The sequence below is a fragment of the Mesorhizobium sp. M1273 genome, assembly GCF_040318195.1.
Taxonomy (GTDB): Bacteria; Pseudomonadota; Alphaproteobacteria; order Rhizobiales; family Rhizobiaceae; genus Mesorhizobium.
Map to the genome: position 1 here is coordinate 230,650 of NZ_JAMYLV010000001.1, position 16,712 is coordinate 247,361.

At 64.3% G+C, this 16,712-nt stretch carries 15 protein-coding genes and 2 pseudogenes; 8 read left to right on the plus strand and 9 right to left on the minus strand.

Features of this window, described 5'->3' with window-relative positions; all coding sequences use genetic code 11:
• Nucleotides 1-15: 15 nt before the first annotated feature.
• Together pdxH and NKH30_RS01065 are read left to right on the plus strand one after the other, a co-directional pair.
• The gene (pdxH, locus tag NKH30_RS01060; RefSeq protein WP_352993840.1) at nucleotides 16-633 is read left to right on the plus strand and encodes a pyridoxamine 5'-phosphate oxidase; all 618 of its coding nucleotides are present in this window, start codon (nucleotides 16-18) and stop codon (nucleotides 631-633) included.
• Nucleotides 634-940: 307 nt separating this feature from the next.
• Nucleotides 941-1,165 (plus strand): hypothetical protein, encoded by a 225-nt coding sequence (locus tag NKH30_RS01065; protein WP_352993843.1) that lies wholly within the window; start codon nucleotides 941-943, stop codon nucleotides 1,163-1,165.
• Nucleotides 1,166-1,237: 72 nt separating this feature from the next.
• On the opposite strand, the gene NKH30_RS01070 is transcribed toward NKH30_RS01065, so the two are convergent.
• Both NKH30_RS01070 and NKH30_RS01075 read right to left on the minus strand, forming a co-directional pair.
• Complete coding sequence (locus NKH30_RS01070) at nucleotides 1,238-1,990, minus strand: crotonase/enoyl-CoA hydratase family protein (RefSeq protein ID WP_352821179.1); 753 nt, start codon at nucleotides 1,988-1,990, stop codon at nucleotides 1,238-1,240.
• A 53-nt stretch (nucleotides 1,991-2,043) separates the two neighbouring features.
• A complete protein-coding gene (locus tag NKH30_RS01075; protein ID WP_352993846.1) occupies nucleotides 2,044-3,807 on the minus strand; it encodes an acyl-CoA dehydrogenase family protein in 1,764 nt (587 codons plus the stop codon).
• A 122-nt stretch (nucleotides 3,808-3,929) separates the two neighbouring features.
• On the opposite strand from NKH30_RS01075, the gene NKH30_RS01080 reads away from it, so the two are divergent.
• The 3 genes from NKH30_RS01080 (at nucleotide 3,930) to NKH30_RS01090 (ending at nucleotide 6,106) form a co-directional block, all read left to right on the plus strand.
• Nucleotides 3,930-4,310, plus strand: a complete 381-nt coding sequence (locus NKH30_RS01080) for a type II toxin-antitoxin system TacA family antitoxin (RefSeq protein ID WP_352501975.1) — start codon at nucleotides 3,930-3,932, stop codon at nucleotides 4,308-4,310.
• Entirely contained in the window at nucleotides 4,307-4,810 is a 504-nt protein-coding gene (locus tag NKH30_RS01085; RefSeq protein ID WP_352993849.1) for a GNAT family N-acetyltransferase, read from the plus strand. Before NKH30_RS01080 ends, NKH30_RS01085 begins: the two co-directional genes overlap by 4 nt.
• A 195-nt stretch (nucleotides 4,811-5,005) precedes the next feature.
• On the plus strand, nucleotides 5,006-6,106 hold the full coding sequence (locus NKH30_RS01090) for a glycoside hydrolase family 25 protein (RefSeq protein ID WP_352993852.1): 1,101 nt from the start codon (nucleotides 5,006-5,008) through the stop codon (nucleotides 6,104-6,106).
• A gap of 20 nt (nucleotides 6,107-6,126) precedes the next feature.
• On the opposite strand, the gene purD is transcribed toward NKH30_RS01090, so the two are convergent.
• A complete protein-coding gene (gene purD, locus NKH30_RS01095) occupies nucleotides 6,127-7,404 on the minus strand; it encodes a phosphoribosylamine--glycine ligase (protein WP_352993855.1) in 1,278 nt (425 codons plus the stop codon).
• A 156-nt stretch (nucleotides 7,405-7,560) separates the two neighbouring features.
• Between purD and ubiA the strand changes: the two genes are divergently transcribed.
• Complete coding sequence (gene ubiA / locus NKH30_RS01100) at nucleotides 7,561-8,544, plus strand: 4-hydroxybenzoate octaprenyltransferase (RefSeq protein ID WP_352994053.1); 984 nt, start codon at nucleotides 7,561-7,563, stop codon at nucleotides 8,542-8,544.
• Here the strand turns inward: ubiA and NKH30_RS01105 are convergent, their stop codons facing one another.
• The 3 genes from NKH30_RS01105 to NKH30_RS01115 form a co-directional block, all read right to left on the minus strand.
• Nucleotides 8,545-9,111, minus strand: a complete 567-nt coding sequence (locus tag NKH30_RS01105; protein WP_023674094.1) for a DUF6101 family protein — start codon at nucleotides 9,109-9,111, stop codon at nucleotides 8,545-8,547. It lies immediately after the preceding gene.
• A 186-nt stretch (nucleotides 9,112-9,297) separates the two neighbouring features.
• On the minus strand, nucleotides 9,298-10,728 hold the full coding sequence (locus NKH30_RS01110) for an FAD-binding oxidoreductase (protein ID WP_352993858.1): 1,431 nt from the start codon (nucleotides 10,726-10,728) through the stop codon (nucleotides 9,298-9,300).
• An 18-nt stretch (nucleotides 10,729-10,746) separates the two neighbouring features.
• Nucleotides 10,747-11,727 (minus strand): L-threonylcarbamoyladenylate synthase, encoded by a 981-nt coding sequence (locus tag NKH30_RS01115; protein ID WP_352993861.1) that lies wholly within the window; start codon nucleotides 11,725-11,727, stop codon nucleotides 10,747-10,749.
• A 158-nt stretch (nucleotides 11,728-11,885) separates the two neighbouring features.
• On the opposite strand from NKH30_RS01115, the gene NKH30_RS01120 reads away from it, so the two are divergent.
• Nucleotides 11,886-12,317 (plus strand): hypothetical protein, encoded by a 432-nt coding sequence (locus tag NKH30_RS01120; protein ID WP_352681134.1) that lies wholly within the window; start codon nucleotides 11,886-11,888, stop codon nucleotides 12,315-12,317.
• 28 nt (nucleotides 12,318-12,345) lie between these two features.
• Here NKH30_RS01120 and NKH30_RS01125 read toward each other — a convergent pair whose 3' ends face one another.
• On the minus strand, nucleotides 12,346-15,102 hold the full coding sequence (locus NKH30_RS01125) for a glycine--tRNA ligase subunit beta (RefSeq protein ID WP_352993864.1): 2,757 nt from the start codon (nucleotides 15,100-15,102) through the stop codon (nucleotides 12,346-12,348).
• Between the two features lie 262 nt (nucleotides 15,103-15,364).
• Between NKH30_RS01125 and NKH30_RS01130 the strand changes: the two genes are divergently transcribed.
• The gene (locus NKH30_RS01130) at nucleotides 15,365-15,538 is read left to right on the plus strand and encodes a hypothetical protein (RefSeq protein ID WP_352681131.1); all 174 of its coding nucleotides are present in this window, start codon (nucleotides 15,365-15,367) and stop codon (nucleotides 15,536-15,538) included.
• Here the strand turns inward: NKH30_RS01130 and NKH30_RS01135 are convergent.
• Both NKH30_RS01135 and NKH30_RS01140 read right to left on the minus strand, forming a co-directional pair.
• Nucleotides 15,535-15,717: pseudogene (locus tag NKH30_RS01135) on the minus strand (glycine--tRNA ligase subunit alpha); the annotation flags it as partial. The gene NKH30_RS01130 and the pseudogene NKH30_RS01135 overlap by 4 nt on opposite strands.
• Nucleotides 15,718-15,858: 141 nt before the next feature.
• Nucleotides 15,859-16,572, minus strand: a pseudogene (locus NKH30_RS01140) (glycine--tRNA ligase subunit alpha); the annotation flags it as partial.
• Nucleotides 16,573-16,712 lie beyond the last annotated feature (140 nt).

Consider the following 16,712-nt stretch of genomic DNA (forward strand, 5'->3'; position numbering starts at 1 on the left):
AAATTTGGGAAAACTATGAGCGAAACCGGGTTAACAAGCGGTGACTTTACCGAGGCGGCGGAGCCGTTCCGGCTTTTTGCGGCGTGGCTCGACGACGCTACGAAGAGCGAGATCAACGACCCCAACGGCATGGCGCTGGCGACGGTCGACGCCGAGGGCATGCCGAATGTCCGCATGGTGCTGCTCAAGGGGGTCGATGAGGGCGGCTTTGTCTTCTACACGAATTTCGAAAGCGCCAAGGGCCGCGAGATTCTTAGCAGCATGAAAGCGGCGATTTGCTTCCACTGGAAATCGTTGCGCCGGCAGGTGCGGGCGCGCGGCCCGGTGGAGATCGTCACCGAGGCCGAAGCCGATGCCTATTACGCGACCCGTCCGCGCGGCAGCCGCATCGGCGCCTGGGCCTCCAAGCAGTCGCGGCCGCTGGAAAGCCGCTTCGCGCTGGAAAAGGCGGTTGCCGAATATACGGCGCGCCACGCGATCGGCGACATCCCGCGGCCAAAACACTGGTCGGGCTTTCGCATCGTGCCGCAGACCATCGAGTTCTGGCACGACCGTCCGTTCCGGCTGCACGACCGTGTCGTGTTTTCGCGCAACGCCGAGGGCGGCTGGGACAAGGTGAGGCTTTATCCCTAGGGGACGACGGTGGACCGCCGATCTCCCCCTTGTAGGGAGACAGGCAGCTTCCGCACCGGCGCCCATTTTTTCAGCCCTTCTTCCTGGTCATGAAGGCGGCCAAGGCCGGGCCGCTTCTGCCGGATTTCCAAATTCCTACGATCACGATCTCGTGTGCGTGAAACGTTCCAGCTTGCCGCAACGAACCAGGAAAGGGCTCAACGCGCCGCCGGCGCAAATTCAGGAGGAAGCAATGCATTCACTCAGGTTGGTCACGATAGCCGGTCTTGCCTGCCTTTTCGCTTCGCAAGCCTTTGCGGAGGACGCGATGGGGACAATGACGGTGATGAAGGGTGGGGAGGTTATGGCGATCATGCCCGATGGGCATATGGGCACCATGATGCCCGACGCGAAGATGAGCGCCGAAATGATGAAAATGGCGAAACCGATCAAGCATTGCATGATGTTGATGACCGACGCCAAAGGCAAGACGTTCATGATCGACACGTCTTCGGCAAAGGCCCAGGCCGAATGTAAAAAAATGGCGATGTGACAAAGAGATCATGGCAAGAAAACCCGCCGGTTGCTGCCGGCGGGTCCACGATGCGAGACAAGGCCAGAAGGTCTAGGCCTTCTTCCTGGTCATGAAGGCCGTCAAGGCTGCGCGGGCCTCGTCGGATTTGAGCCGCTCGCGGAAATGCTGGCTTTCCTGGCCGATGCGCTCGACAAGGGCGTCGCGCGAGCCGCGCATCAGGTCGCGCGCGATCTTCAGCGCTTGCGGCGGTTTGGCAGCGATCTGGCCCGCCGCCGCCAATACCGATGCTTCGAGTGCCTCTTCCTCGACCACCTCATAGATCAGCCCGGCGGCCTTCGCGCGCTCGGCCGAAAAGCCCTCGCCGAGGCCAAGCAGCGCGAAGGCGCCTTGGCGGCCGAGGATCTGCGGCGCGAGCAGGCTCGAACCGGCCTCCGGCACAAGGCCGAGATCGACGAAGGGCGTCCGGAATAGTGTGCGCCGCGTGGCGAACGTCAGGTCGCAATGCAGGTTGAGCGTGGTGCCGATACCGACGGCAATGCCGTCGACGCCGGAAACCATCGGCTTTTCCACCTTGGCCAGCGCCATCAGGAAATCCCAGACCTCGGAACCGCCTTCGCCGCCCGAGGCGACGACCATGAAATCGGCAAGGTCGTTGCCGGACGAGAAGGCACCGGGGACGCCGAGAAAGACATGGACGCGGATCGCCGGATCGGCGTCGCCGCCGGCAAGAGCCGCCGACATCGTCGCGTACATGGCGCGGGTCAGGGCGTTCTTCTTGTCCGGACGGTTCATGCGGATGATCTGGATGGCGCCCTGGCGCTCGACGAGGATGTGCTCTGTCACGGATTGGTCCTTTGTGAATTTCGGGCCTTTGTGAATTTCGGCGCGTGCGAACGTCAGGCTGAAATCAGCGCCTTGCCGGCAACGGCAAGGCTGTCGGCGCCGCCGACGACGCGCTCTTTGAGCGCGGCCACTTCGCCAAGCAGGTTCTCGGCGAAGAACCGGCAAAGCGCGATGCGGTTTTGGTCGGCAAGCGCGCCGCGCGCCAGATAGGCCCCGCCCGCGGCAAGCGAGATCAGCCTGAGATAGGGTGTGGCGCCGGCCAGCGCCTCGTCCGATCGGCCTTCGGCTTGCAGGTCTTGCAGCAAACGGGTTGCCTGGGAGAGCTCGTCGAGCGCCTGGTCGAGGCGATCGGCGGTGCGGCCGAAGCCTTCAAGGTTCGACGCTCGCACCGCATCGGCGACGGCCTTGAGTTCGGCGATGTAGCCATGCACATGCCGGCCGCCGCCGAGCGGCAGCTTGCGTGTCACCAGATCGATCGCCTGGATGCCATTGGTGCCTTCGTAAATGGGCGCGATGCGCGCGTCGCGATAAAGTGCTGCGGCCCCTGTCTCCTCGATGAACCCCATGCCGCCATGCACCTGCAGCCCAAGCGAGGCGACCTCGACGCCGACGTCGGTCGAAAAGGCCTTGGCCAGCGGCGTCAACAGATTGGCGCGTTCCTGCCAGTGCTTTGCATCTTCGCTCTGCGACGCAAGATCGATGGCGTGGGCGCAGGAATAGCAGATGGCACGGGCAATCTGGGTCAGCGCCTTCATGGTCAGAAGACTGCGCTGGATGTCGGGGTGATGCACGATCGGCGCCATGCCGGCACCGCGATAGCTCGCCGCCTTGCCTTGGCGGCGATCGTTTGCATAGGCGAGCGCCTTCTGCGTCGCCGCCTCGGCGACCGCGACACCCTGAATGCCGACGGCAAGGCGCGCATTGTTCATCATGGTGAACATGCAGGCGAGGCCCTTGTTCTCCCCGCCGACCAGCCAGCCGATCGCGCCGGGCGTGGTGCCTTCGAAGCCATCGCCATAAATCATCGTGCAGGTCGGCGAAGCGTGGATGCCCAGTTTGTGCTCCAGCCCGGAGCAGAAGACGTCGTTGCGTGCGCCCAGCGCGCCATCGTCTCCGACCAGGAATTTCGGCACCAGGAACAACGACAGGCCGCGTGTGCCGGCCGGCGCGTCCGGCAGCCGCGCCAGCACCAGATGGATGATGTTGTCGGTGAAATCGTGCTCGCCATAGGTGATGAAGATCTTTTGCCCGAAGATGCGGTAGGTGCCGTCGCCGGCCGGTTCGGCGCGGGTTCGCAAGGCATTCAGGTCCGACCCTGCCTGCGGCTCGGTCAGGTTCATGGTGCCCATCCATTCGCCGGAGACCAGCTTTTCCAGATATCTGGCCTTGAGTGCCTGCGAGCCATGTTTGTCGAGTGCTTCGACCGCGCCCATGGTCAGCGTCGGGGCGATGCCGAACGCCATCGAGGCGGAGTTCCACATTTCGAGCGCGGCGACGCCGAGCATGGCCGGCAGCGCCTGGCCGCCATACGCTTCAGGCGCGGACAGCGCATTCCAGCCGCCGCCGATCCAGCGGCGATAAAGTTCCTTCCAGCCGGGCGGGGTGGTGACGGCAGCGCCGTCGAGCACCGCGCCTTGCTGGTCGCCGATCTTGTAGAGCGGCGCCACCTCCTCACTGGCGAAGCGGCCGGCCTCGGCCAGAATGGCGTCGACGAGGTCCTCGCCGAGTTCGCCAAAGATGCCGGTATCGAGCGCCGGCTTCAAGCCGGCGACATGCTTCAGGGTGAAGGCGATCTCCTCGACCGGTGCCCGATACATGGCGCTCGCTCCTCCTCTGTCCGGCTCTCCTCAGTCCGGCAGGTCAACTCAAGATCCGTGCCGACGCTCCCCGTCCACCTCGTTTTACGTAAACGTCAAACTTTGTCACGCGGATTTTGCAGTTGCTGGCTCGTCTGCAAAATTATTTAGAGCCGGACGACGCACTTGATTTGTACGGCTATTTCCCGTACAAGGCAGTATCAGGGGTGACGATAATGCCAAACCAACAGACCCGCACCGCCCGTCTCGAAGCCCGTATTTCGCCGGATATGCTGGACGTGGTGAAACGTGCCGCCGAAATCCAGGGCCGCAGCGTCAGCGACTTCGTGGTCGCCGCCGCTCAAGAGGCGGCCCAGCGTACTATCGAGAACACCACCATCATGCGTATCTCCATCGAAGATCAGCGCGCCATGATGGAGGCGATTCTCAATCCGCCCGAGCCTAATGAGGCACTGCGCAAAGCTGCCGACGCCCACAAACGGCTGGTCGTCGAAACCCGGTGACTTTCGCCGTCATTATCGAACCGCTCGGCGGATCGCATGATCGCAAGGCGTTCAGCTGCGGGGTACCGGCGCTCGACCGCTACATTCGGGAGCAAGCCAGCCAGGATGTCAAACGCCGAGTCGGCAATTGCTTCGTTGCCGTGGATCGCGATGGCGGCGCGATCGCCGGATATTACACTTTGGCGGCGTCGAGCATACCAATCGCGTCCTTGCCTGACGAACAGACAAAACATCTGCCACGCTACCCGGTTCTGCCCGCGATATTGGTCGGCAGGCTGGCCGTCGATGCCCGATACCAGCGGCGGCGGGTCGGGTCGGCGCTGATCGTGGATGCGCTACGACGTAGCGTTAGCGCTGCCCCAGCAGCCTTCGCGTTGATTGTCGATGCCAAGGATGACCAGGCGGTCGCGTATTATCGCAGGAATGGCTTCACCTCGTTTCAGAGCCGCCCGCTATCACTGTTCCTGCCCATAGCAACAGCGTTGAAGCTATTTGGCTGACAATCGCAACCATCGCTTTGCTCTTGAGGAGCACCAAGGATCGCTTCGCCAGCGCTCCAACTCGCCCACTCGGCACCCGAAGCATTTCCTTAACCATGGCGGTTCAGGATTTGGCTTTGGCCAGCAAGGATCTGCTGTTTGAAAACGCCGGCGCGCCCCCTTGTCCGCTCAGCGCTTCTCCTTGTCGCGGCCGCGATGACCCTGATGCTGACGCCGGCAAAGGCCTCGGATTTCTCCGAACCTTGGAAGGATGCCGACCGGGCGCTGGTCGTCGACGCCTACGAATACAATTCCATCGACTGGACCCGGCTAGCCGCCGACAAGCGTCTTGTCGGCTTCATCAACAAGGCATCCGACGGAATGCCGCCACCCTATTTCTGTTTCGGCGACGAGACCGAGACGCGGCTGTGCAAGACGCTCTGGAAACGCCATGCGATGGCACAGGAACTGTTCCAGACGCGCAAGGTGGTGGCCAAGGCGCTGGGCCTGAAATGGGGTGCCTATCATCTCGCCCGCCCCGGCAACCCCGTGGGACAGGCCAATAATTTCATCAATTTCGTGAAACCCGGGCCGGATGACCTGCTTGCCCTCGACATCGAGGACGATGATCCCACCCAATGGATGTCGCTCGATGATGCCGAGGAATTCGTGCGCCATGTGCATCGTCGGGTTGGCCGCTTTCCAGTGCTCTACACCAACGGCACGACAGCCCGGCATATCGCCGACAACAAGTATAAATACCCGCTCCTGTCCCGGCTGCCGCTGTGGTATGCGCGCTACAAGCCAGACATCGGCGTGCATTTTCCGATGGGCAACTGGCAGGGTTATGCGCTCTGGCAGTTTTCGGCGGGAGCAAATTGCGGCCGGTTCCGCTGCCCTTACAGGGTCGTGGGCACACCCAACGATATCGACGTCAGCGTCGCGCCGATGAACGCCACGGAATTGCGCGCGCAGTGGCCGTTCGGCGGCCTGATCGACGTGCAGCCGGATTATCTCGCCTCGATACCGGTGCCGCTCTCACGCGAGGCGGGGCTCGCCGGCGGCACCATCACTTACGCAAGCGTGACGCCAGCAAGCTTCGAGGAGATGGTCGCGGTATTCAGGGCGCGCCTGGCCAGGTTCAGCAGCGGCTTTCAAATGGCTGCGGTGAAGGCGGCGCCGGCCCTGCCGCGCGGGATTGCCGAATATGTCGCCTGGACGCGAAACGAAAAGCGTGCGGCATCGGTGCCAGGATTTGTCTCCACCGCCGATGCGGTCAGCAGCGTCTCGACCGAATTCGACCACGGCTTGCGCTGAGGCCGAAGGCCGCCCGAGCATCAGTCCGCCTGCTCGCGCGCCACCGCCAGCCAGCCAATGTCGCGGCGGCAAAAGCCTTGCGGCCAGTCGATCCGCTCGAGCGCGGCGTAAGCCTTCTTCTGCGCCTCGCCGACCGTGCGGCCGGTCGCCGTGATGTTGAGCACGCGACCGCCATTGGCGACGAGGGCGCCGCCGTTGATGGCGGTGCCGGCATGAAATATCTCGACGCCCTCACCCGCCGCCGCCTGGACGCCGCGGATGACCGAGCCCCTTTCCGGCGTGCCGGGATAACCCCTGGCTGCCATCACCACGGTGAGCGCCGCCTCGTCGCGCCAGCGCACCGAGGTGTGCGCCAGCTGGCCGTCGGCGGCTGCGTTGAGCAGGACGAGCAGATCGTCCTTCAGCCGCATCATCAGCACCTGGCATTCCGGGTCGCCGAAACGGGTGTTGTATTCGATCAGCTTCGGCCCCTTGTCAGTAATCATCAGCCCGGCAAACAGCACGCCGGAAAACGGAGCGCCTGTTTCAGCCATGCCGCGCATGGTCGGCTCGACGATCTCGCGCATGGTTCGGTCGATCATTTCCGGCGTCATCACCGGCGCCGGCGAATAGGCGCCCATGCCGCCGGTGTTCGGGCCGGTGTCGCCGTCACTGAGGCGCTTGTGGTCCTGCGCGGTGCCGAAGGGCAGCGCGGTGGTGCCGTCGCACAGGCAGAAGAAACTTGCTTCTTCGCCGACGAGAAACTCCTCGACCACCACTTCCGCGCCGGCCTGGCCGAAGGAGCCGTCAAAACAGGCGTCGAGCGCGGCCAGCGCCTCGTCAAGCGTCATGGCGACGGTGACGCCCTTGCCGGCAGCGAGGCCGTCGGCCTTGATGACGATCGGCGCACCCGTCTTCTCGACATAGGTCCTGGCCGAAGCCAGATCGTCGAAGCGGCCATAGGCGGCGGTCGGGATGCCGTATCTGGCGCAGAGGTCCTTGGTGAAACCTTTCGAGCCTTCCAGCCGTGCCGCTGCCTTTGACGGTCCGAAGACACGGATGCCCTCGGCGCGCAGGTCGTCGGCAATGCCGGCGACCAGCGGCCCTTCCGGCCCGACCACGACTAGGCCTATTTCATTCTCGAGGCAAAACCGGGCAACCGCCGTGTGATCCGCAATATCGAGCCTCACCAGCTCGGCTTCGCGGCCGATGCCCGGATTGCCGGGCACCGCGTAGAGTTTGGTCAGCAGCGGCGACGCCGCGATCTTCCAGGCAAGCGCATGCTCTCGTCCGCCGGAGCCGATCAGCAAAACACGCATGCCCAGATTCCTTGCCATTTCACGACCAGGACTGCGCTATTGCGCCGCGCGCGACGGGTCAAGACATTTGGCTGCCGAAGCGCCGATTGCGCGTGGCGAGCGTGCGGGGGCTGCTTGACGCTTGACGGCATTCGCCTCTGCTGCCACTCCAGCAAAATGGAAACCGTCCAGTCGAAAGCGGCCCAGGGCCGCGTCGCCGATGCGCCGAGCGGCCACTGGGTCTATCGCGTGCTGCCGCGGCGGTTGTGGCCCTATGCGCAGCTTGCCCGGTGGGACCGGCCGATCGGCTGGCAATTGCTGCTGTGGCCATGCTGGTGGTCGGCTGCGCTTGCCGCGAGCGCCTATCCGCGTCCGACGGACCCGCTTCTCTCTCTGCTGCCGTCGCCGTGGTATCTGCTGCTGTTTTTTCTTGGCGCGTTCGCCATGCGCGGCGCCGGCTGCACCTACAATGATTTGGTCGACGAGGACATCGACAACCAGGTGGAACGCACGCGCTCGCGGCCGCTGCCGGCCGGCAAGGTCACGCGCCGGCAGGCCTGGATGTTTGTTGTCGTGCAGGCACTGGTCGGCCTTGCCGTGCTTTTGCAGTTCAACAGCTTCGCCATCTTGCTCGGCATCGGCTCGCTGGTCATCGTCGCCGTCTACCCGTTCATGAAGCGGTACACCAATTGGCCGCAACTCGTTCTCGGCCTTGCCTTTTCCTGGGGAGCGCTGATGGGATGGGCGGTCGAGTTCGGCGATCTCGATGGGCCGGCAATCATGCTCTATATCGGCTCGATCCTGTGGGTGATCGGCTATGACACGATCTATGCGCATCAGGACAAGGAAGACGACGCCATCGTCGGCGTGCGCTCGACGGCGCGCCTGTTCGGCGACAATACCAAGGCTTGGCTGGCCGGGCTTTATGGCGGAGCGCTGGTCTGCTTCGCCATCGCCTTTGCCTCGGCACAGGCACCGGTGCCTGCACTTGCCGGGCTGATCGCCGCCGGCGCGCATCTGGCGCGGCAGATCGGCGTGCTCGACATCGACGATCCGGACCAGTGCCTGAGGCTGTTCAGATCGAACAACCAGGTCGGCTGGCTGATCTTCCTCGGCCTGATCGGCGGCGCGGCCTGGGTGGCGCTGAAGCCGCTGGTTTAGCTACTCCCGCGAAATGAGCTCCTCGCCGCCGATGACCAGCCTGAGGCCGAGGTCGCCGGCGCGGCGGCGGGCGAGGAAGCGCGGGCGGCGCATGGTCGAGACGCGACCCTTGCGGCGGTCCTGCGCCGGCAGCGCCTTGATGGCGGCGCCGAGCGATTCTTCCAGCGTGCGGGCAATGCCGTCGGCCTCGATCAGCAGCATCGGCAGCCGGTAGGCGTCGGCCCAGGCGCGCCAGTCAGCGGCGACGTCGTCGAGATCGTCGGCGACCAGCAGCGGCACCGACAGCATCGGGTCATTGTGCAGAAGCTCAAGCGTCACTGTGACATTGCCATCCGGATCCTCCATCGCGCGGGCGGCGACGCCGCGAAACGCGTTGGCGGGCAGAGCGATGATCGCCGGCACGCCGCTCATCTCCAGCGTGCGGCGGATAACCGCGCCGCGCTGGTCGATGGTGAAGGTAACGTCGCCATAGTCGTCGCGGGTGGCGTAGCTCACCACCTGCGGCAGGCGGAATGGGTCGAGGCGCATATTGCGGCCGGCCCAGACTGGCTTCAGTCCAGTGTTCATATCGTGCCTTTCCTGTTTCTCCTGAGAGCCGGTGTTTCCGGTTCTCCGGGCCGGTTTTCCCAGCCTCGTTTGTGGAGAAACATTAGCGCGGGCTTCTTATCCTCGCGCTTAAGAAAGTCGGTTAAATTTTGCTGATCCGGGGCGGATGGTTATCGGAATGCCAACCGGCGCAGGCCGGCGAAAGGATCAGATAACCTTACCCGGATTCATGATGCCGGCCGGATCGAAGGCGGCCTTCACCCTGCGCATCAGCTCGATCGCCATCGGCGGCGCCGTCGCGATCAATTCGTCCCGCTTCAACTGGCCGATGCCGTGCTCGGCCGAGATCGAGCCATGAAACGCGCGCACGACGTCGTGCACGGCCTTGTTCATGACGTGGTAAAGGCCGAGAAACGCCTCGTCATCGCCGTCGGCCGGCCGGGAAATGTTGTAGTGCAGATTGCCGTCGCCCATGTGGCCGAAGCAGACGACGCGCGCGCCGGGACTGACCGATTGCACGACGACGGCGGCCTTTTCAATGAAGGGCGGGATTGACGCCACCGGCACCGAGATGTCGTGCTTGATCGAGGCACCTTCCGGTTTCTGCGCCTCGGGCAGCACCTCGCGGAAATTCCAGAACGCATCGCCTTGGGCCATGCTTGCCGCGATCACCGCATCGCCGACGATCGCTTGCTCGAGGCCTGCCTCCAGCACCTCCTCGATCAGCGCCCTCGCATCGTCGGCCGAACGGCCCGACGAGATCTGCATCAGCACATACCACGGCCAATCGCCGGCAAGCGGCCGCACCACGCCTTGTGCGTGGGCAAGCGTGAAGTCGTAAGGCCTCTGGCCGATCAGCTCGAAGGCGGTGAGCGCTGCCCCTGCACGGTCCATCGCCAGGCTGAACAGCGACAATGCCGCCTCCGGCGATGACAGGCCGGCAAACGCCACCTCGCGCCCCTTGGGCTTGGGGAACAGCTTGAGCACGGCGGCGGTAATGATGCCGAGCGTACCCTCGGCGCCGACGAACAGGTTCTTCAGATCGTAGCCGGTATTGTCTTTTTTCAGCTTGCGCAGATCGTCGAACACTTCACCGGTCGGCAGCACCACTTCGACGCCGAGGCACAGCTCGCGCGCATTGCCGTAGGCAAGCACGCCGGTGCCGCCGGCGTTGGACGAGAGATTGCCGCCGATCTGGCAGGAGCCTTGCGCGGCAAGCGACAGCGGAAACAGCCGGTCGGCGGCATCGGCCGCTTCCTGCAGCGTCTGCAGGATGACGCCGGTTTCGACCGTCACCGTGTTGGACAGCGTATCGATCTCGCGGATCCGGTTCAGCCGCGACAGCGACAGCACGATCTCGCGGCCGGATGCGTCCGGCACCTGGGCGCCGACCAGCCCGGTGTTGCCGCTTTGCGGCACGATGGGCGTGCCGGTTTCGGTTGCCAGCCGCATGATGCGGCTGACCTCCTCGACGCTCCCCGGCCTCAGCACCAAAGCCGTCCTGCCGTGCCAAAGTCCGCGCCGCTCGGTGAGGAAAGGCGCGATGTCCCGCTGATCGCGCAGCGCATATTTGTCGCCGACGATTGCCGCAAAGCGGGCGACGACGGCGGGGTCGAGATCGGGGGAAATGTCGTTCATGGGTGGAAACTATGGTGCTCAATCCATCTTGTCACGCGGGGCGATCTTGTCACGCGGGGCGGCGGCGCGCGAAAGCCGGTCATTGATCGCCTCGCCCAGCCCGTCGAACGGGATCGGCTCGACGGCGATGGTTTTGGCACCACTGCCATCGAGATCCTGCAGATGGGCGAAGAGATTGCTTGCTGCCTCGCGCAGGTCGCCGGTCTCCGACAAGTTGCGCAGGGCGGCTGCGTCGCGCCAGCCTTCGGCACGGCGGCGGCCGAAGGCCAGCAAGGCTTCGCCCGGTGCGACCTCCGCAGCATTGAGCCGCACCGCCGCACCTGGCGCATAGTGCGAGGCGAGCATGCCGGGCGCCTCGACGACCGAAGCGCCGCGCAGCAACTTTGACCCGGCCACCGCTTCGATCTCTTCGGCGGCAATGCCGCCCGGCCGCAGCAGCCGCAGCTTTCCAGCTTCAACCTTGACAATGGTCGATTCCAGCCCGACCGGCGTCGCGCCGCCATCGACCACAAGCTTGATCCGGGGACCGAGATCGGCGGCCACGGCATCGGCCGTCGTGGCGCTGATCCTGCCCGAGGAATTGGCGCTGGGCGCCGCCAGCGCGCGGCCGAACCTGGCGATCAGCTCGCCGCCAAAGCCTTTCGGCATGCGCAGCGCGATCGTTTCCAGACCGGCGGTGACCAGCGGATGAATGCCGTTGCCGGGCCGTTGCGGCAGCACCAGCGTCAGCGGCCCCGGCCAGAATGCCTGCGCCAATCTTTCCGACAGCGGATCGAACAGCGCGATGCGCTCGGCCATCGCCGGGTCGGCTATATGGGCGATCAGCGGGTTGAAGCGAGGGCGGCCCTTGGCTTCGAAGATACGAGCCACGGCAACGCCATTGGTCGCGTCGCCGGCCAGCCCATAGACGGTCTCGGTCGGGATGGCGACGACATCGCCGCTCTCGAGCAGCGCCAACGCCCTTTCCATCGCCTCGCCGACGGCACGAATTTCAGCCACTGTCGTCACCTCACGGATGCGGTGCCTAATACGCTGACGCCGACGGAGCAAGTCCGGGCGTAGGCGAATCGCAAATCGCTAAAATGCTCTGTTTCCCCGCAAGCCGGCATCAACTGCCCTCGGCTACGGTGCCGTCTTGTTGGGCAAGGGGAATTATCATGCTTTCGATGCGTATCGTTGGAGCGCTTGGTCTGGCGTTTATGGCCGGCACGGCACAGGCCTCATCGCTCGTTTTTCTCGGGCAAACGACGGCGACGCCTTCGGTTGTAAGTGCCGGCGCGCTCGAACGGGCGAAAACACCGTCGATCGTCGCGCTCGGCGAGAAGTTGCCTGACGTCAATGAAAACGTCGCCGATGAAAAGGTCGCGGCAATCCCGAGCCAGCCGAGTCATGGCTTCGACGGAAGTCCGATGATCATTCGCGGCGGTATCGTCGGCGATGCCTTTGCAACGCCCGCGCCCAAGGCCGCGCCGGCCACCGCTGCCGCGCCCGCCGCGGACAGCAAGGCCGACCCAAAGGTCGCCAGCAAAACCCCTGAACCAGCTGCGCAGCAGCCTGCGCCGCTAGCAGCTCCCGACCAGCCGAAATAGCGCCACAAGCGATGATTTTTCCCGGACGTCAGCCGGCTATCTTGGAGAAATCCGCGACCCGGTCGGTCGCCGCGCGGATGCGGACGAGCAATGCCAGGCGATTGGCACGCACGGCCTGGTCCTCATCGTTTACCAGGACTTTCTCAAAGAATGAATCAACCGGCTCGCGCAACACGCTAAGCGCCAGCATGGCGGCGGAAAAGTCTTCGTTTTGAATTGCTTCGCCGGCTTGCCTCTCGGCCTGATTGACCGCGGCGTACAAGGCTTTCTCCGCGTCCTCCCGGAACAGCGCCGGCGAAACGCTGCTTGCGATCGCCGTCGCCTTCTTCTCTTCGGCAGCCACGATGTTGGCAGCGCGCTTGGTGCCGGCAAGCAGGTTCCTGCCGTCCTCGCTGTCGAGGAAGGAGCCAAGCGCTTCGACGCGGCGGACGATTTGCAGGAGGTCGTCGTTCTGGCCAATCTCCCCCCTTGAGGGGGAGATGCCCGGTAGGGCAGAGGGGGGCGCGACAGAATGAGAGGCCGGCGGGACAGCGCCCCCCTCTGTCGGCTTCGCCGACATCTCCCCCTCTAGGGGGGAGATCGGGCGCGAACCTGCCGCCAGAACCGCGTCGATCAGATCATGCCGCGCGCCCTGATCGCGGAGATAGACCTTTAGGCGATCGTGGAAGAAAGACAGGAGGTCGCGGGCGCGATCAATCTCCCAATCCTGAGGCGGTACATCGGCGTCGCTAAACATCAGTTGAGAGGCGCGTTCGGATAGGCTGGTCAGTTGGCTCAACAAGCCTTTTCCGGACAGTTCTTCCATTGCTCGCATGGGTGCAAGCCGAGCCTCGGCTTTGCCGGCCTCCTTTTGAAGCAGTTGCGCCATTAGATGACGCCCTGAACGGATAAACTGCATAGCAATCTCCAATCGGACCTCATTCTCGACCAAGATTCTGATCACTCCCAGTGCTGCACGACGCAGCGCATAGGGGTCCTTCGATCCGGTCGGCTTTTCATCAATAGCCCAAAACCCGACCAGCGTGTCGAGCTTGTCGGCAAGCGCCACGGCCACCGAAACCGGATCGGTTGGCACGCGATCGGACGGTCCCTGCGGCTTGTAGTGCTCCTCGATCGCGGCGGCGACGGAGGGCTGCTCGCCCTGCAGCAGCGCGTATTTGCGGCCCATGGCGCCTTGCAGTTCCGGGAACTCGCCGACCACCTCGGTGGTGAGGTCGGCCTTGGCGAGCACGGCGGCGCGACGCGCCAGCGCGGTAATCTCCCCCCTCGAGGGGGAGATGTCGCCGAAGGCGACAGAGGGGGTCGGCACGTCCTGACGCGACGCCCTATCGCGAACAGAGGATGCCGGCGCTTCACGCGAGGCGACCCCCTCTGGCCTGCCGGCCATCTCCCCCTCAAGGGGGGAGATCGACTGCGCCACGAGCGGCGCCAATTCCTCAGCCAATCGCTTGATCCGCTCCACCCGCTCGCCTTGCGTGCCGAGCTTGGCATGAAACGTTACATTGAGGTGGTCGAGGCGGGCCATGCGCTGGTCGAGCGGTTTTTCTAGATCAAGCCCGAACTTTTCCGCCGATGCCTGCAGCTGGTCGAGATCCGGCAGGTCGCCCTGGTCGGTCTTCCAGAAATAGAGCGCGTCGGACAGGCGCGCGCGCACCACCTTGCCATTGCCATGGGCGATCTCCTTGCCGCCATCCTTGGCCTCGATATTGGCGGTCAGGATGAAGCGGTTGGAGAGCGGCGATTGGCTGATCTCCCCCCTTGAGGGGGAGATGGCCGGCAGGCCAGAGGGGGTCGGCACGACCTGACGCGACTCCCTATCGCGGACAGGGGATGCCGCCGATCCACGCGAGGCGACCCCCTCTGTCGCCTTCGGCGACATCTCCCCCTCGAGGGGGGAGATTTGGCGCGTCGTCACAAAACACTTCTGGTTGGCGCGGATGGTGAGCCGGATTACCTCGGCCGGAATGGCGAGAAAATCCTGCTCGAATTCGCCCATCAGCACGACAGGCCATTCGACCAGGCCCGACACTTCCTCCAGCAGCCCCTCGTCCTCGACGAGGTCGAGCCCGCTGGCGAAGGCGAGGTTCCTGGCATCGGCAAGAATAATCTCCTTGCGCCTGTCGGCATCGAGCACGACCTTGGCCGCCTCCAGCTTGGCGACATAATCGTCGAAGCGTCGCACCGTGATGGCGACCGGTGCATGAAAACGGTGGCCGTAAGTGACATTGCCTGAGCGGATGCCGTCGATCTCGAAATCGACGACCACCGGCTCCTCGGTTTCGGGGCCGAAGGTGCACAGGATCGATTGCAGCGGCCGCACCCAGCGCAGCGAGCCGGGCTTGGCCGAAGCCGGCCCCCAGCGCATCGATTTCGGCCAGGGAAAGTTGCGGATGATGCCCGGCACCAGCTCGGCTATGATCTGCTCCGCCGGCCTGCCCGGCCTGGAAATATGGGCGACGTAGAAGTCGCCCTTCTTCGGATCGGAATGAACATGCGCCTCGGCAATCGAGGCAAGGCCGGCCTTGCGCAGAAAACCCTGCACCGCCGGCTCGGGCGCCTTGGTCGAGGGCCCCTTGATCTCCTCGCTGATGTCCTTCGAGCGGGCGGTCAGGCCGCGAATGTCGAGCGTCAACCGGCGCGGCGTCCAATATTCGCGCGCCGCCTCATAGGTCAGCCCGGCCTCGACCAGCCCGTCGGTCAAAAGCTTCCTGAGATCGCCGGCAGCCTTGCGCTGCATGCGGGCGGGAATCTCTTCCGAACGGAGTTCTAAAAGCAGGTCGGGCATCGAAGGAACTCATGGACAAAAATAGCCGCCGCTTCGCGGCGACCTCCCCCATCGAGGGGGAGGTAAGCGGGGGCATAGCAACTCGGCTGGCCGCTGTCACCCTTCCCCGCTCGATCGGGACATCTAACGGCGATTTCCGAAAAAATTCAGCCGCCTGTCGGACACGCGCCGGTCCGCCCGTCCTTGGATCAAAGATTTCCCTGAACCGAACGCAGCGCTGAAGCGACCAACGCTCAGGCAGAGAGCTATTGGCTGACCGACCATGAGAACGGCATCGACATTCCTGCAGATCCTCGCGCTCAGCGCCTGTTTTACAGCGCAGGTGCACGGCACGTTCTCGATGCCCGGCGTCAGGCAAGCGCTGCGGACAATAGCCGGTGCAAGCGGCCAAGGCACGTTGCCAATCAGCACTCCTGCCGAATTCGCCTTGAGCTAGGCCGCCAGCCCGCCCGCCTGCGTCAGCAGAAACGCCTCGCCGCAGGCTTTGGCCAGATTGCGCACCCGCAAAATATAACTCTGGCGCTCGGTGACCGAAATCACGCCGCGTGCGTCGAGCAGATTGAAGACGTGGCTGGCCTTGATGCACTGGTCGTAGGCTGGGAAGACCATGCGGTGGTATCCCTCCCCCTTGAGGGGACCAGACAAAGTCTGGCCGGGAGGGGTCGCCCGCGCAGTGCTCGACGCCTGACCTGCAGTGCCTTCCGAGGCGACCCTCCCTGCCCGCTTCGCGGGCATCTCCCCCTCAAGGGGGGAGACAGGCGCGCCGGCTTGTAGCAGCGCCTTGCACTCGGCTTCGGCGTCCTCGAAATGCCTGAGCAGCATTGCGGTGTTGGCAAATTCGAAATTATGGCGCGAATATTCCTGCTCGGCCTGCAGGAAGACGTCGCCATAGGTCACCTTGTCGGCGCCTTCGCGGCCGTTGAAGTTGAGGTCGTAGACATTGTCGACGCCCTGCACATACATGGCCAGCCGTTCCAGCCCGTAAGTGAGCTCGCCCGCCACCGGTGCGCATTCGATGCCGCAGACCTGCTGGAAATAGGTGAACTGCGACACCTCCATGCCGTCGCACCAGCACTCCCAGCCGAGCCCCCAGGCGCCCAGCGTCGGGCTTTCCCAGTCGTCCTCGACGAAGCGGATGTCATGCAGCAGCGGATCGATGCCGATCGCGGCCAGCGAGCCGAGATAGAGCTCCTGCAGATTGGGCGGATTGGGCTTCAGGATCACCTGGTATTGGTAATAGTGCTGCAGCCGGTTCGGGTTCTCGCCATAGCGGCCGTCCTTGGGGCGGCGCGAGGGCTGGACATAGGCCGCGTTCCAGCGTTTTGGGCCGAGCGCGCGCAATGTCGTTGCCGGATGGAATGTGCCGGCGCCGACTTCCATGTCGTAAGGCTGGAGGACGACGCAGCCATAGTCCGCCCAGTAATTATGCAACGTCAGGATCAGCCCCTGGAACGAGCGGCTGGGGTGCATGTGGGCAGGAATGGTCACGGCGGCCTCGGCGGGAAAGGCGGGATGCCGGCACGTCCTAGATGCCTGGCCAGCAAGCGTCAAGGCAGAGGGGTCAGGCCTTTGAAGGTGTTCCCTTCTCCCCTTGTGGGAGAAGGTGGCCG

Coding starts and splice junctions, on each gene's coding strand:
- pdxH (WP_352993840.1), top strand. CDS start 16: ATGAGCGAAACCGGGTTAACAAGCGGTGACTTTACCGAGGCGGCGGAG.
- NKH30_RS01075 (WP_352993846.1), bottom strand. CDS start 3,807: ATGTATCGGGCACCGGTCGAGGAGATCGCCTTCACCCTGAAGCATGTC.
- NKH30_RS01110 (WP_352993858.1), bottom strand. CDS start 10,728: ATGAACGACATTTCCCCCGATCTCGACCCCGCCGTCGTCGCCCGCTTT.
- NKH30_RS01090 (WP_352993852.1), top strand. CDS start 5,006: ATGACCCTGATGCTGACGCCGGCAAAGGCCTCGGATTTCTCCGAACCT.
- NKH30_RS01105 (WP_023674094.1), bottom strand. CDS start 9,111: ATGAACACTGGACTGAAGCCAGTCTGGGCCGGCCGCAATATGCGCCTC.
- purD (WP_352993855.1), bottom strand. CDS start 7,404: ATGCGTGTTTTGCTGATCGGCTCCGGCGGACGAGAGCATGCGCTTGCC.
- NKH30_RS01125 (WP_352993864.1), bottom strand. CDS start 15,102: ATGCCCGACCTGCTTTTAGAACTCCGTTCGGAAGAGATTCCCGCCCGC.
- NKH30_RS01130 (WP_352681131.1), top strand. CDS start 15,365: ATGAGAACGGCATCGACATTCCTGCAGATCCTCGCGCTCAGCGCCTGT.
- ubiA (WP_352994053.1), top strand. CDS start 7,561: ATGGAAACCGTCCAGTCGAAAGCGGCCCAGGGCCGCGTCGCCGATGCG.
- NKH30_RS01120 (WP_352681134.1), top strand. CDS start 11,886: ATGCTTTCGATGCGTATCGTTGGAGCGCTTGGTCTGGCGTTTATGGCC.
- NKH30_RS01065 (WP_352993843.1), top strand. CDS start 941: ATGGGGACAATGACGGTGATGAAGGGTGGGGAGGTTATGGCGATCATG.